The sequence below is a fragment of the Ruegeria sp. HKCCD6426 genome, from assembly GCF_057221115.1.
The window spans coordinates 15078-30397 of record NZ_JBWVBF010000005.1 but is presented as its reverse complement, the minus strand read 5'-3'; the positions used below and the strand labels follow the sequence as shown (position 1 = coordinate 30397).

Annotated in this window: 10 protein-coding genes; 5 read left to right on the top strand and 5 right to left on the bottom strand. The window is 57.3% G+C overall.

What is annotated here, in order from left to right:
- Positions 1 to 423: 423 nt before the first annotated feature.
- The 5 genes from AC2TDA_RS15110 to AC2TDA_RS15090 all read right to left on the bottom strand — a co-directional run bounded on the left by AC2TDA_RS15110 (position 424) and on the right by AC2TDA_RS15090 (position 7135).
- Positions 424 to 2637 carry an NADP-dependent isocitrate dehydrogenase gene (locus AC2TDA_RS15110; protein WP_480879521.1) on the bottom strand — a complete coding sequence of 738 codons (2214 nt, stop codon included), beginning with the start codon at positions 2635 to 2637 and terminating at the stop codon, positions 424 to 426.
- A gap of 214 nt (positions 2638 to 2851) precedes the next feature.
- A complete protein-coding gene (locus AC2TDA_RS15105; protein ID WP_480879520.1) occupies positions 2852 to 3904 on the bottom strand; it encodes a tetratricopeptide repeat protein in 1053 nt (350 codons plus the stop codon).
- A gap of 153 nt (positions 3905 to 4057) precedes the next feature.
- Positions 4058 to 5023: a sensor histidine kinase gene (locus AC2TDA_RS15100; protein ID WP_480879519.1), complete on the bottom strand. Its 966-nt coding sequence runs from the start codon at positions 5021 to 5023 to the stop codon at positions 4058 to 4060.
- Positions 5011 to 5688, bottom strand: coding sequence for a response regulator transcription factor (locus AC2TDA_RS15095; RefSeq protein WP_480847465.1), 678 nt, complete (start codon positions 5686 to 5688; stop codon positions 5011 to 5013). The genes AC2TDA_RS15100 and AC2TDA_RS15095 overlap by 13 nt, the downstream gene beginning before the upstream one ends.
- A gap of 19 nt (positions 5689 to 5707) precedes the next feature.
- The gene (locus AC2TDA_RS15090; RefSeq protein ID WP_480879518.1) at positions 5708 to 7135 is read right to left on the bottom strand and encodes a DUF4153 domain-containing protein; all 1428 of its coding nucleotides are present in this window, start codon (positions 7133 to 7135) and stop codon (positions 5708 to 5710) included.
- 168 nt (positions 7136 to 7303) lie between these two features.
- Here AC2TDA_RS15090 and AC2TDA_RS15085 point away from each other — a divergent pair, with 168 nt between their 5' ends.
- The 5 genes from AC2TDA_RS15085 to AC2TDA_RS15065 all read left to right on the top strand — a co-directional run bounded on the left by AC2TDA_RS15085 (position 7304) and on the right by AC2TDA_RS15065 (position 15315).
- Positions 7304 to 9475: a Tex family protein gene (locus AC2TDA_RS15085; RefSeq protein ID WP_480879517.1), complete on the top strand. Its 2172-nt coding sequence runs from the start codon at positions 7304 to 7306 to the stop codon at positions 9473 to 9475.
- Positions 9476 to 9756: 281 nt separating this feature from the next.
- Positions 9757 to 11856: a hydantoinase/oxoprolinase family protein gene (locus AC2TDA_RS15080; RefSeq protein WP_480879516.1), complete on the top strand. Its 2100-nt coding sequence runs from the start codon at positions 9757 to 9759 to the stop codon at positions 11854 to 11856.
- Positions 11853 to 13502 carry a hydantoinase B/oxoprolinase family protein gene (locus AC2TDA_RS15075; RefSeq protein ID WP_480879515.1) on the top strand — a complete coding sequence of 550 codons (1650 nt, stop codon included), beginning with the start codon at positions 11853 to 11855 and terminating at the stop codon, positions 13500 to 13502. Before AC2TDA_RS15080 ends, AC2TDA_RS15075 begins: the two co-directional genes overlap by 4 nt.
- Positions 13499 to 14578, top strand: a complete 1080-nt coding sequence (locus tag AC2TDA_RS15070) for a pyridoxal phosphate-dependent aminotransferase (RefSeq protein ID WP_480879514.1) — start codon at positions 13499 to 13501, stop codon at positions 14576 to 14578. The genes AC2TDA_RS15075 and AC2TDA_RS15070 overlap by 4 nt, the downstream gene beginning before the upstream one ends.
- Positions 14575 to 15315 (top strand): maleate cis-trans isomerase family protein, encoded by a 741-nt coding sequence (locus tag AC2TDA_RS15065; RefSeq protein ID WP_480879513.1) that lies wholly within the window; start codon positions 14575 to 14577, stop codon positions 15313 to 15315. Before AC2TDA_RS15070 ends, AC2TDA_RS15065 begins: the two co-directional genes overlap by 4 nt.
- Positions 15316 to 15320: the final 5 nt, after the last annotated feature.

The window sequence follows — 15320 nt, the reverse complement described above, 5'->3', positions numbered from 1 at the left end:
TTCAGCTGGAAGACTGGGGCCGGTCGTGAGACCGGTCCTTTTTTTGTGCAGCGGAACTTCATTGGTCAACGGCCGTACTTTTTACCGAAATCAGGGTTAACCAAATACGGAATACTCGGCGATTGCCATCAGTGTATTTGCTTATTTGGATATACGTTATGTCTAAATTACGCGTAACTTGTTCACAAAAACTGGTTCACTACGGGAATCCCCTAATATTCAGGGCGAGTAATGAGAGTAGGATTAACTCAACTACACCGGTGTGGCGTAAGCCCCACCACTCACTCAGAAAGGGGCTGGCTATGGGGGCCGGCCCCTTTCTTGGTTTGCTGAAGCAAAAAAACCGGCCTCAGGAAGGCCGGTTTTCATTTCTGAATACAGTGAACCTAGGTCCAGACCCTGTTAGGGTCTGGGTTCTTTTCATCACCCGATAATCGCGTTCAGTGTCGCACTGGGACGCATCACTGCTGCGGCTTTGGCCGGATCAGTGTGATAGTAGCCGCCCAAATCCGCCGGTACGCCCTGCGCCGCGGCCAGTTCGCCCAGAATCTGCTCTTCCTTGTCGGCCAACTCCTTGGCAATTGGCGCGAACTCGGCTGCTAGGGCGGCGTCGTCCGACTGTGCAGCCAGCGCTTCGGCCCAATAACGGGCGAACCAATAGTGGCTGTCGCGGTTGTCGGGCTGACCAACCTTACGGCTGGGTGACTTGTTGTTGTCAAGAATGCCCTGCGTTGCAGCTTCGGCCGCAGCACCCAGAACACCAGCCTTGGCGTTGCCCTTGCTGTCGGCCAGGAAGTTCAGAGATTCACCAAGCGCACAGAACTCACCCATCGAGTCCCACCGCAGGTGGTTTTCTTCGACCAGCTGCTGCACGTGTTTAGGGGCCGAGCCCCCTGCCCCGGTTTCGAACAGACCGCCGCCATTCATCAGCTTGACGATGGACAGCATCTTGGCCGAGGTGCCCAGTTCAAGGATCGGGAACAGGTCGGTCAGGTAGTCACGCAACACGTTGCCAGTGATGGCGATGCTGTCCTTGCCGGCCGTGATCGTCTCCAGCGACTGACGGGTTGCTTCGCGCGGGGCCATGATCAGGAACTTGTCTGCCACACCTGCGCCCTCAAGCGCCGGTTTGACGTATTTGATCAGTTCGGCGTCATGGGCGCGGTTCGCGTCCAGCCAGAAGATAGCTTCGGAACCGGTCAGGCGTTGACGGTCCATCGCCAGCTGAATCCAGTTCTCGATCGGCGCTTTCCGGACGGTGCAGGCACGCCAGATGTCGCCCTTTTCAACGTCATGCGAATGTAGCGTTTCGCCATTAGCCAGAACGATACGGATAGAGCCATCGGCGGGTGCTTCGAATGTGGTCGGGTGGCTGCCGTATTCCTCGGCCTTCTGCGCCATCAGGCCCACATTGGCGACGGCGCCAACCGTGGCAGGGTTCAACGCGCCATTGGCTTTGAAGAACTTTATGCTCTCATCGTAAACGGGTGCATAGCAGCGGTCGGGGATGATGCAGTTGGTATCGCCCTTGGCGCCGGTTTCATCCCAGCCCTTGCCGCCCGCGCGGATCACAGCAGGCATCGAGGCATCGATGATCACGTCTGATGGCACGTGCAGGTTGGTGATGCCCTTGTCGCTGTCCACCATATACATCGACGGACGGTCGCCCTTGATCGCGTCAATCGCGGCCATGATGTCGGCATTGTCCTTCACACGGTCCAGCAGATCGCCCAGGCCGGAATTCGGGTTCACACCCAACGCCTCCAGTTCTGCTCCGAACTTCTCGAAGACAGGCGCAAGCCACGCCTTTACCGCATAACCAAAAATGATCGGGTCACTGACTTTCATCATCGTGGCTTTCATGTGCAGTGAGAACATGGTGCCGTCGGCTTTGGTATCCTCGATGGCATCCGCCAGGAACGAGGACAACGCCTTGACCGACATGAACGTCGCATCGGCTACGGTGCCTTCAGTCAGCGGCCAGCAGTCTTTCAGAACGGTGACACTGCCATCCTTGCCTACGAATTCGATCTTGGCGTCGCCAGCCTGCGCGGCGGTTATGGTGGCCGATTTCTCGTTTGCGTAGAAATCGTTGCCCGGCATGGACGACACTTTGGTCAGGCTGCCCGACGCCCATTCCCCCATCGAATGCGGGTTCTTCTGCGCGTAGTTCTTGACCGCACGTGCCGCACGTCGGTCGCTGTTACCTTCACGTAGAACCGGATTCACGGCCGAGCCCTTGATGGCATCATACCGCGCGCGGATCGCTTTTTCTTCGTCAGTCGAAGGCTCTTCGGGATAGTTCGGAATATCATAGCCCTGCGACTGCAGCTCTTCGACGGCTGCCACCAATTGCGGGACCGAGGCCGAGATGTTCGGCAGCTTGATGACATTCGCATCCGGCGTCTTCACTAATTCGCCCAAAGCGGCCAGATCATCGGTGATGCGCTGTTCATCGGTCAGGTTTTCAGGGAACGTCGCCAGAATGCGCCCAGCCAGCGAGATATCCTTGGTTCCAACGCTCACACCCGCGGCCGAGGCAAACTTGCGGATGATGGGCAGGAACGATGCGCTCGCCAGCTCGGGCGCTTCGTCTACAATGGTATACAATACGTCGAAGTTCGATTTTTCTGCCATATTCCTCTACCTTTTTTAAAGCCTTTCAGGGGCGTGCGATCCAAGAGTGTGTGCCGTTGTGAAACTGGCACCGAGCCGTAACGGGGCGATGGCACCCCACGGGAGACTCTGATTTGACAGGGCCTCCCTTAAATGAGGATTGGTCTGGGATCAATCCGTGTCAGGGAGCGCATATTGACACGGGGGAGTTCAACATCAGTGCCTATTCGCGATGTCAGTGATGCTCTGCCGGGTTTTCCTGACTTTGTAGAGCCCAGTCTGGCGCCTCATTAAATCGGTGAGAAATGTATGCCTCGACGAGAAGTTCATCCGTGGCTCCATCGCCTTCCGATATATCGACGCCATCGTCTACTAACAAAGACACCAAAGTCTCCCGTGCCTCAACGCCGGAAATTTCCAAGAATTCTATCAGTTCGGGGCGAGCAAGATCTCCTCGGGCCAAATGTGCAAACAACATGCCCCTGCGCAGAAACTTTTCGCCTTTCATGAGACTGGATTCCTCGCCGGTTTCCCTTGTGATTCGATTCCAAAGAGATCGTTCTCGGGCATTTGAAGTAACGGACCAGTCCGCATACCGTTCAACTGCGGAAATACCCGCTTGTTCGTCACCGATCGTTAAATGGATGGCTGCGGGAAAAAGAAACTCCATCAAAGGTCTATCACTTAGCTTCAAGGCATTGTCAGCTGCGTTGAGCGCGCTTTCAACGTTTTTGGTATACATGATGTCCAACTGAACCTGATCGTCATACACCCAAAGTAAGTCTGGCCAACGCTCCCTTGCATCATCGAGTGCGATCAGAGCTTTGTCGTAATCTTTGGAATGGTACAAATAGTCGACCATGTATTTTGCTGCATTGGACGCCTCAGGATTCAACTCCAACACTCGTTGGTACCCTTGGAATGCCTCGGTGCGGTCCCCATGGCAATCCAGATACCGCGCCCTTTTCCAATGCGTGAAGGATGTATTTGGTGCCATTTCGACCGCATTGTCGTAATCTTGTAACGCCGCCTCGTGATTACCACCTGCATCGTGGATTTGCGCGCGCAAGACCTTTGTCTTGTAATTGTCCGGTTGCAATTCCAGCGCTCGGTTAACATCGGCAATCGCGCGGTCAAATCTGTCATTGATCTTGTGGGACCAAGTACGCTCCGTCAGGAACAGGTGACGATATTCCGGCGTTGTTTCTGAATTTTCAATCAACTCGGTACACGCCGCTATCACCTCGGATTCAGATGCCTTGGAACTTACACAGGTTCCGACCAGCACCTCGGATTTGGATGGGCTGTCCAACCACAGCAAAGCGGCGGCGCAGGCGGTGATCAAAGCGGCAAGGCGAACCTTCATTCAAACCCTTGTTTTTCAAATAGACTCATCTATCGGCAGTAATCTCCTAAGCTGTCTACAAGTGTCCTGCCTCACTCAACCCCGTAGAAATACAACTTCAAATTTGGCTCCGGTCTCGGACGGGAGAAAACTAATCCGCCCTCCATGCGCGCCCAACAGATTGGCAGCTATTGTCAGGCCCATGCCCGTGCCGCCGTCTTCGCGGGCCGTGGTGAAAAACGGGGTGAAGATGCGGTCGCGGTTGCCCTCAGACACGCCGGGACCGTCGTCCTGAATTGTCAGGCCGTCTGGAGTCGCGGCCAGCATTACACGCTTGGCTCCATGTCGGCGGGCGTTGTCCAGAAGTTGCTGTAAGACAATACGCAACCCCGAGGCGGCCAGCGGTATGTCTTGGTTTCCCTCTTCGATCGATAACTCCAATTCTGGGAAAGTCGTGCGCAGGTCCGGGACCAGATCGATCAACCGGGATTTACCATGATGTTCGGGAACACGCGCCGCGGCAACCCGGTTCAACGCATTCAATTGGGCCTGCATCTGTTCACCTGCACCCAAAAGCTGATCCAGCAACGCCCGGTCCTGATCGCTTAGCGCATCAGTGTCCTGCAACAATTCGCCGGCAGCACGAATAGCTGTGACAGGGGTTTTCAGTTCGTGCGTCACATGATCGGCAAAACTTCGCACAGAAACTTCACGCCGTTGCAGCGTCTCAGCCATGTCGAGCACTGAACCTGCTAGCCGGGTCAATTCCTGCGTACCGAAATGGTTGGGGGGATCGGCACGTTCACCCTTTTGCACTGCAGCTGAGTATTCAGCCAGTGCTGAAATAGGGCGTAGCAACAAGCGCACCAGAAGAAAACCCAGCACAGCGGTCGCCAGTCCGATCAGAACCGCAATCAGAGCTGCGGCGTTGCTAAATCCGATCTCGGGGCCGAGGTACCGCAGCACGATCAGGCCCAGCAGCGACAGGGCCAGCGTACCTGCCAGCCCGCCACCCAAAACAAACCCCAACGAGGGGCGCCATTTGCGCTTCAACCCGGCCATTGACCCATCCGCAACCCGATCCCGTGCACAGTGTCGATCGCGCAATCCCAACCCTGCTCGCTCAACTTTCGCCGCAAGTTACGCAAGTGGCTGTCCAACGTGCGGTCAGCAATCGGGCTGCCTTCGCCATAAATCGCATCAATCAACTGCGGGCGTGAAACGATGGCCTGAGGTGTTTGCATCAACCGGCGCAGGATCGACAGCTCGGTCGCAGTCAGGGTTAACATCGTACCATCCACGCGCGCGGTATGACCAGCAGCATCCAGTTCCAGCGGGCCGTGTCGTAAGACGGGTTCCAATCCTTGCGATGTGCTGCGCTTCAATATTGCCTTGATTCGCGCGACCAGTTCCCGCGGGCTGAAGGGCTTGGTGACGTAATCATCAGCCCCCAGTTCCAGGCCGAGTATCCTGTCAATCTCATCATCGCGGGCGGTCAGAAACAAGATCGGTACGTCGGACCGGGCGCGCAGACGGCGACAGACCTCGAGCCCGTCGAGTTCGGGCAGACCCACATCTAAAACTATCAAGGCAGGGGCTTCGCGGAACGCGTGGGTCAAGGCCATCTGCCCGTCTCGGGCGGTGACAACCTGATAACCGGCACGCTCCAACGTGATTGACACAAGCTCGCGCAGGCGTGGGTCGTCATCCACGACGAGGATTTTCATGACCTGCCTCCTGCTCGGTTTAGGTGCCCAGATTACGATTCACCCGATGCGCGCGAAACCCCCATTCCCGCCAATTACCTATATGTGGCGCGATTGTCCGACATCCGGTTGGACGCTGAGAATGTGCGATTTCAGCGGCGATCATTGGGCCAAGCTGGCAGACATAGTATTCATCATAACGCTGGGGGTGGTGCAGGTTTTCACGGGCAATCAGGGCCGCGAAATTGACGAAACAGCAGGCATATAGCACTGCCAGCCCCAAACCCGCCGACCGGACCAGCAGCCAGCCATTCGAACGACCACGCATGATCTGCCAACCGGCCAAGCACAGCCCTGCCGCAACAAGAACCATCCAGATGGCCGCATGCACGCGCAGATAGGTCAGACCATAGGCTTCGACATACATTGACAGTCGAAACAGCGAGGACAGTACCAGCAGCACATTTTGCCCCAACCACAACATCATCCATCCACGCAGTCCTTTTCCTTCTGCAAGATAGGGACGCGCGGCCAGCGCAAACATCCCAGCCAGAAGCGCGGTTGCCACCAGGGGATAGGCGCCACGGTGGGCGTATTCCGCGTGGCTCATGCCAGTCGGCAATTCGGCGTTACCCCAGAGATACACCGCATCCATCGCCGTCTGCATCGCCAGCAACAGGTTGAACAGGATCAGGGAATTCGCAACGGACTTCGCGTTCAGGCCAAAGGAAGGCAATACGCGTATTCGCTTTGGTCCCTGCTTAGTGCACAACAAGGCTGGATGCGCAGCAACTGCCAAAACCGGCCAAATCATAAACGTCATCCCAAGCCAGAACAACAAACGGTCGAGCCTAACGTCGAACTGCCAGACCTGTTTAACCCAATCGAACAAAACTGGATTGGCGGAAATCATCAGCCCGGACAGAACTAATGCTCCGCCCACTGGAAATCCCCAATTGCGCAAGACCTTTAGCCCAACGCCATCCGCCTTCGAAATTGACTTGCCGTGTTGTACAAGTTCGATCATCTGACGGATGGCCAGAACCGGAAACAACCCGAGAAACCGCCGCAGCGACGCCTCGTCACTGTACCCAAGCACCGCCCAGCACAAGGCTATCAGTGACCCCACGAACAAGAACACAACCGACAAGGCCTGTACGTATTCGACAACCGGCAAAAGGCTTAGAAACAGCAGTAGCGCGGGGCCCATCAGATTTCTACGCAAACCCAACAGCATCCAGACAGCCGCCGCGATGGCCAGCGCAAAAACGGCCAGTGAAATTCCGGGGGTGTGATCCAGAAAGAGTATATCTGCCAGGGCCACGAGTATGACCAAAGCCCCGAGCGCCTGCGGCCATCCACGGCCCCTCGCGAGACGCGACTTGTCCGGCACCACATCAGGCGTGTCAAACCACCAGCTGTCTTGCAGAACCGAGGCGGGGATACCCCGTACAATAAACTGTCCCATATCTTGCTCCGTTTTTTATAGGTCCGGAATGCAGCGAACAGGTGCAGATGCTCGCGCAGTGAATGTGCAGGAACTGTGCAGAACTGAGATTAGGTGTTTTAGGGCCCTTTTCCTTCGCCGCTCTGCTGGCTAGAACGGCCCTCCAACCAAACACACGGAGACCCGCCCTTGGATCGCATCGCCCGCACCATCTCCACGGAAATCAATGCGCGCCCCGAACAGGTGGGTGCGGCGGTCAGGCTGTTGGATGATGGGGCAACCGTTCCCTTTGTTGCTCGCTACCGTAAAGAGGTCACGGGCGGGCTGGACGATTCTCAGCTGCGGGTTCTGGCCGACCGGCTGGTCTACCTGCGTGAACTTGAAGCCCGGCGCGAGACGATCCTTGGGTCAATCAAGGATCAGGGAAAGCTGACCGACGATCTGACGAAGTCCATTGCTCGGGCGGAGACCAAGGCGCAATTGGAAGATATCTACCTTCCGTTCAAACCCAAGCGCCGCACCAAGGCTATGATCGCACGCGAAAACGGTCTGGAACCTTTGGCCGATGCTATTCTGAGCAACCGTACAGCGCGACCTGAAACGCTGGCCGAAGGTTATGTGACCGAAGCGGTGCCCACGACAAAAGACGCCCTGAATGGCGCGCGAGACATCATCACCGAAAGGTTGACCGAAAACGCTACCCTGCTTGGCGAATTGCGTGATTTCTTGAAACGCGAAGCCCTGCTGACCGCCAAAGTGATCGATGGAAAACAGCAGGAGGGCGCCAAGTTCAGTGATTACTTCGATCATTCAGAACTATGGTCTTCGGTCCCGTCGCACCGGGCACTGGCGATGCTGCGCGCGTCGAAAGAGGGGATCGTGACGCTGGATATCGCCCCCAATCCGGAAACCGGGGCCGCCCGGGCCGAGGCGACTGTCGCATCGCATCTGCATACGCGCAGCGATGGGCCGGGAGACGTTTGGTTGCGCAAAGTGGCGGGCTGGACTTGGAGGGTTAAACTGTCCCTGTCGATGATGGTCGAACTGATGGCTGATCTGCGGGCCAGCGCTCAGGAAGAGGCCATTCAGGTGTTCTCGCGCAACCTTAAGGATTTACTATTGTCGGCTCCTGCAGGGGCACGGGCGACGCTAGGCCTCGACCCCGGCATTCGCACCGGTGTGAAGGCAGCGGTCGTGGACGCTACTGGCAAGGTGCTTGCGACAGATACGCTCTATCCATTTCAACCAAAGAACGATTTGCGCGGTGCACAGGACACGATTTACCGGCTGATCTCGACGCACAATATCGAGCTGATCGCCATCGGAAACGGAACCGCCAGTCGCGAAACGGAACGCCTTGTCGCCGATACGCTCAAACTGTTGCCCAGTTCTGTGAAGGCCCCGACAAAAGTGGTTGTGTCTGAGGCCGGAGCTTCTGTCTATTCCGCCTCGGAACTGGCTGCACGAGAATTCCCGGATCTTGATGTCTCGTTGCGCGGCGCGGTCTCGATCGCGCGGCGTCTACAGGATCCCTTGGCCGAACTGGTCAAGATTGAACCCAAAAGCATTGGCGTGGGTCAATATCAACACGATGTGGATCAGCACCGGCTGTCACAATCCTTGGAGGCAGTGATCGAGGACGTGGTGAACGCAGTAGGCGTCGATCTGAACACCGCTTCTGCGCCGCTTCTGTCACATGTCTCCGGCCTCGGGCCGGGGCTGGCTGAGGCGATCGTAGTTCATCGGGACGTGAACGGCGCCTTCGGGTCCAGAAAAGACCTTATGGAAGTCGCGCGCCTTGGCCCCCGCGCTTATGAGCAATGTGCTGGCTTTCTGCGCATCCGGGACGGCTCCGAACCTCTGGACGCCTCTTCGGTCCACCCCGAAGCCTATGACGTGGCCCGCCGCGTGGTTGCGGCCTGTGGCCGCGACATTCGTCAAATCATGGGCCATGAAGGTGCATTGAAGCGACTCCGCGCAGAACAGTTTGTCGACGACAGGTTCGGCCTGCCAACCATCCGCGATATATTTGCCGAGCTTGAAAAACCTGGCCGCGACCCGCGCCCGAGTTTCGTAACCGCGTCTTTTGCAGATGGGGTGGAAGAGATCACCGATCTTAAACCCGGGATGTCACTGGAGGGTACGGTGACCAACGTCGCCGCATTTGGCGCGTTTGTGGATATCGGGGTGCACCAGGATGGCCTTGTTCACATAAGTCAGCTGGCCGACAGGTTCGTTAAGGATCCGCACGACGTGGTCAAAGCCGGACAAGTGGTTAAGGTCCGGGTGGTTGACGTCGATGTTCCGCGCAAGCGCATCGGTTTAACAATGCGAAAAGATACTTCCGGTTCAAGACGTTAACCCTTTAAGCTCGACAAGGTCGCTTAAACCTGCACATCGTTAGAGTCCAGCAATGCTGCGTCTGATCGTTTCGCGAAAAGAAATGTTGACGCAAGGCCTCATGCTATCCCAGTATCGCCGGGATTACAGCAGGAAGGCCAGTGGTTGTGCTAATCAGTTCCGTCCAGCCCATGATGCGTCGTCAGACAGGGTGCGATCTCGTCGCCTGACCCGACGGCCTTCGCGCGTTAGCGAATGAGCTGCCTTCGGGCCTGATTTTTTCTTCCAGCAATAGACACCTCATGACACAGACACATGGATTGCGCATGGCAATCGATATCGGCGGCACGTTCACTGACACCGTACTGATGAATGACACGTCGGAAATCGTGGCGACAACAAAAACGCCAACGACCCCACAACAACCTGCCATAGGTGCATTGGAGGGCGCGAACCGGGTCCTAGCCAGCGCAGGTGCAAGTTGGGATCAGGTTACCGGTCTTATCCACGGAACTACGCTGGCCACCAATGCGCTGATCGAGCGCCGGGGGGCCGTCACCGCCACGATCACAACGCAGGGCTTTCGGGATATTCTCGAAATCGCATACGAGCGCCGCTACGGCCAGTATGCTATCAATCTGGTCAAACCCGATCTGATCGTGCCGCGCACTCATGCGCTGACGATTGGTGGGCGGATGAACGCGCAGGGCTGCGAACTGGTGCCACTCGACGAGGCGCAAGTTTCGACACTCGCACAAAACCTCCGGGATCTGGAGGTCGATGCCGTCGCGATTTGTCTCCTGCATTCTTATGCAAACCCGGAGCATGAGCTGCGGTTGAAAGCGCTGTTGTCTCAGCAGATGCCCGAACTGGTCATCTCACTGAGCCACGAGATCAGCCCGGAAGCGCGGGAGTTCGATCGCCTCTGCACCACTATTGCAAACGCCTATATTCAGCCGCTGATGGCGGGCTACCTGGCGGATTTCGAAGAGCGGTTCAGAGATATGGGTCTGACCTGCCCGATCCTGATGATGACTGCCGGCGGCGGTATGACGACGGTTGAAACCGCGGCGCGATTGCCCATCCGACTGGTCGAGTCCGGCCCGGCGGGCGGAGCCATTCTCGCAGCCCGCATCGCACAGGAAGCCAAGGAAGTTCAGGTGCTGTCCTTCGACATGGGCGGAACAACTGCCAAGCTGTGCCTGATTGACAATTTCCGCCCTCAGACCGCCCGGAAATTTGAAATCTCCCGCGCCGAGCGTTTTATTAAGGGGTCCGGCATGCCGGTCAGAATTCCCGTTATCGAGATGATTGAGATCGGCGCAGGCGGCGGGTCCATTGCTCGTGTTGATCGGCTGGGGCGCGTTCAGGTCGGACCACACAGCGCAGGATCTGATCCCGGCCCGGCTGCTTTTGGGAAAGGCGGAACACATCCGACAGTCACCGATGCGGATGTCACGCAAGGCTTGATCGATCCTGCGCGTTTTGCCGAGGGGCGCTTGGCGATTGATCGCGATGCTGCAACCGACGCGTTGACCAAAGATGTCGGGCACCATCTAAACCTGCACCCAGACAAAGCCGCCTTTGCGGTCAGCGAGATCGTAGACGAAAGTATGGCCAGCGCGGGACGTATGCACGCGGTCGAATCCGGCAAGGATCTGGAGCCCCGCGTTATGATCGCCTTTGGCGGCAATGGTCCGTTGCATGCTACCCGAGTGGCGCGCCGTGCCCGGATGAACCAGGTTCTGATCCCGCGCGATCCCGGTGTTGGTTCGGCCGTTGGCTTTCTGTTCGCCCCTGTCTCGTACGAGATCATCAGGTCCCGGTATGCCCGGCTTGAGACGCTGGATATCGACGGCCTGAACAGTTTCTTCGACAGCATGTACAACGAGGCCCTGGCGGTGGTGCGAGCCGGTGCACCCACGGGCGAGTTGTCACACCGCCGGGTCGCGTTCATGAGGTATCACGGACAAGGCCACGAGATCGAAATCAGGTTACCGGATCGGGAATTGGGCTTTGCTGATTTGCCGGACCTGAAAGCGGCGTTTGAAGCCGAATACAGTCGCCAGTTCAGTCGAACGGTTCCAGGAATGACAATTGAAATCCTGAACTGGGGGTTATCGGTCTCATCCGCTGCACCCGCTCTTCGGGACCGCGCCGACATACCCGCCACCAGTACGCAGCAGGCCAGCGAAACTCGCGAGATTCTGTGTGACGTGACTGGCAAGTGGCGCACGGCTGGGTTGTTCAGCCGCAGAGATCTGCAGCCCGGGGACACGATCAATGGCCCTGCCCTGATCGTCGAAGCGCAAACCACAACCTGCGTCAGTGCAGATTTCAAAGCTACGATCGACGGACAAGGCAATATCTGGCTGACACGAGAAAGCGAGGCCGCAGCATGACAACTTCCGATACGCGCCTTCAGGTGATGTGGAACCGGTTGCTCGCCGTGGTCGAAGAACAGGGACAGGCGCTGATACGCGCCGCCTTCAGTCCAATTGTACGTGAATGCGGTGACATCTCGGCCGGGATTTTCGATGCGCAGGGACGGATGCTGGCTCAGGCAGTCACAGGTACGCCCGGCCATATCAACACGATGGCCGAAGCCGTTAAAACCCTGCGCGACCGCTTTCCGATTCCCAATATGCAACCTGGCGATATCTATATGACCAACGACCCGTGGATCGCGTCAGGACATCTGAATGACTTCCTGCTGATGATGCCGGTGTTCTATCGCGATCAGGTCATCGGTTTCACGGCCTGCACCTCACATCTGGTCGATCTGGGTGGTTTAGGAATGGGGCCGGAAGGCACAGACATCTACGACGAGGGACTGTTGATCCCGCCCTGCAACCTCGTTAGCCAAGGTGTAGTCAACGCTTTGCTGCTGGACATCATCAAGGCAAACTCGCGCGAGCCTGTCGCCAACGAGGGTGATATCTATGCGCTGATCGCTTGTTGCGAGGCAGGATCGGAACGTTTGGTTCAGATGATGGACGAATTTGGCATCGGCGACTTGGGCACCCTGTCTGATTACATCATCGAAACCTCGCGACGTGGCACCCTCGATGCCATCGCGGCATTGCCAAAGGGTACGTGGCATCACGTGCTCAAAGTGGATGGCTATGAAAGCGAAGTCGAGCTGCACGCCGCCCTGACTATTGCAGATGATCATCTTTTGTTGGATTTCGACGGATCCGCCGGATGCGTCGGAAAAGGGATCAATGTTCCGCTGAACTACGCTACTGCCTATTCCGTCTTTGCACTTCGCTGCATCATCGGAGCCGATATACCGAACAATGCGGGTTCGCTGGAACCGTTTCGGGTTACAGGACCAAAGGGCTGTATTCTAAACGCCCAGCCCCCTGCCCCGGTCGCCATGCGGCATACTCTGGGTCAGATGACGCCGGACCTTGTCTATGGATGCTTGTCTCAGGTCCTGCCGGAACTGGTCCCGGCCGAAGGCGCCTCGTGTATGTACGATCTGCCCCTGCGTCACGCTGCCGAAGCCGTAAATCGGGGGGATGACCTATTCGCGCTCGAACTTGTCTTTAACGGAGGTACCGGAGCGCGCCCTACGTTAGACGGCCTTTCGGCCACGGCTTTCCCAAGCGGTGTCTGGGGCAGTCAGGTTGAAACAACCGAGGCCGTCTCGCCCGTCCTGTTTCACCGACGTGAACTGCGGGTCGATTCTGGTGGCGCAGGCAAGTTTCGCGGTGGGCTCGGTCAACACATCGAAATCAGCGCCTCAAAAGATCAGGACCTGATGCTGTTTCTCTCGGTTGAACGTGTGCTCAACCCGGCAAAAGGCCGATCTGGAGGTCGGGACGGCGCACCCGGCTGCATCAGGATTGAGCCGGAAGGGAAAGCCCTTCCTGGCAAAGGTGAGTTTCGTATCCGCGCAGGCGAGACCCTTGTGTTCGAAACGCCCGGTGGTGGTGGGATCGGCTTCCCCGCTGAGCGCACGCAGGAGGCGCTTCGAACAGATCTTTCGTCTGGATTGGTCAGCGAACAAGCGGCCAATACTGTGTATAGGGGGCGCATATGACATATCCTCGTTCTCACATCGCACGTATGGAACCCTATGCGCTGGCCAAACTGACGGCGCCGTCCGGCACACCGCCGATCTCGCTGTCCCAGAACGAAAGCCTGCGCCCGCCCAGCCCTCTGGCCATCGCTGCAGCGACGGAGACGCTGGGACGTGGAAACCTCTATCCGGATCCAGACTGGACAGACCTGCGCCACGCACTGGCCGAGCTGCATAAGCTTGAGGCAAATTGCATCCTGTGCGGTAACGGCTCGCTGGACCTGATCGGTTGCATCGCCCGAGTATACTCGGGCCAGGATCGTGCCGTTTTGGCCCCAGCGCACGCTTATCCTTTCTTCCGGACTGCAGCGCAAATGGCAAACGCCCGCTTTGATACCGCTCCGGAGAAGGACGCCGTCGTGAGTGTCGACGCACTGTTGGAAGCCGTTCAACCAGACACCGGCATCGTCTTTGTCGCCAATCCCGGAAACCCGACTAGCACACGAATTGCCAGATCAGACCTGCAACGCCTTCGGAGTTCTTTGCGACCTGACATCCTGTTGGTGATTGACGAAGCCTATGGCGAGTTCGCAGACCATCTGAACGAACGCAACTTTGATTTGGTTCTGGGCGGAAATACAGTGGTTCTGCGGACGTTTTCCAAAGCCTACGGAATGGCGGGATTCCGCGTTGGGTGGGGGTACTTCCCACCCGCTATTGCTGCTGAACTCCGCAAAGTCATGAACCCCAATGCGATCACGGCTCCGACGCAGGCGGCGGCCGTGGCAGCCGTCAAGGATGACGCATACATGCGTGAGACCTGCACTCTGACGGCCAAGCTAAAAGAATGGACTGAGAACAAGTTATCGCAAGCTGGCTTTCACACCTATCCGAGCTTTACCAATTTCTTGCTGATCGACACAGGTGGCCCCAAGAATGCAACGGTTGCGAATAGGGTTCTTTGCCGCGAGGGGATATTCCTGCGGGCGCAATCTGGCGCGGGTCTACCGCACACCCTGCGTATGACAATCGGCCCGAAACCCGCGATTGAGGCTGCCTTGAACGGCCTCACGCACTGGAAGGAGTCCGCGCTATGACAGCATCAAGAGGCCGAGCCCGGTTTGGAGTGTTGGTGCCCTTTACCAACACCAACCTCGAACCTGACATGGTACTGATGCGACCCGAAGGCGTGTCGCTGCATTTTGCGCGTTTGGGCGGATATGATGAGGATGAAATCCCGGATGCAGACCAGATGCATGGGCTTGGGGCTGCCGATCAGGACGAACCTCTACACCTTTTGATGGGCGCAAAGCCGGACGTCGTCTTTTACGGCTGTACTTCGGCAACCCTGACCCACGGCCCCGATTTCGACCGCATGCTGGCGGCGAAAATCGGTGACAGTTGTGGCGCCCATACAGTTACCGCCGCCGGGGCGCTTGCGAACGCGCTCACCAAACTGGGCGCGAAGCGCATCGGATTTGCCTCACCTTATGTACCAGCAATCAACGACATGGCAGTGCGATTTCTGGAAACATTTGGGTTTGAAACCGTCCAGAGATCAGAAGTAACCGAAACGCTCGACAATACAGGTCAGGGCGCTCTTGGTCCTGACGCTGTATTTGACCTGGGCCGCAGGGCGGATCACCCTGATGCCGATGTTGTTGTCCTGTCCTGCACCGATATGCGCAGCGTCGAGGTTTTGGAACGGTTGGAAACTACTGTCGGAAAACCTGTAATCAGCTCAAATCAGGCGATGCTGTTTGCAGCACTGGAAGCTATGGCTATCCGCGATCCTATCAGAGGTTATGGGCAACTTCTCGCAAACCGGCGCTGAGTGCG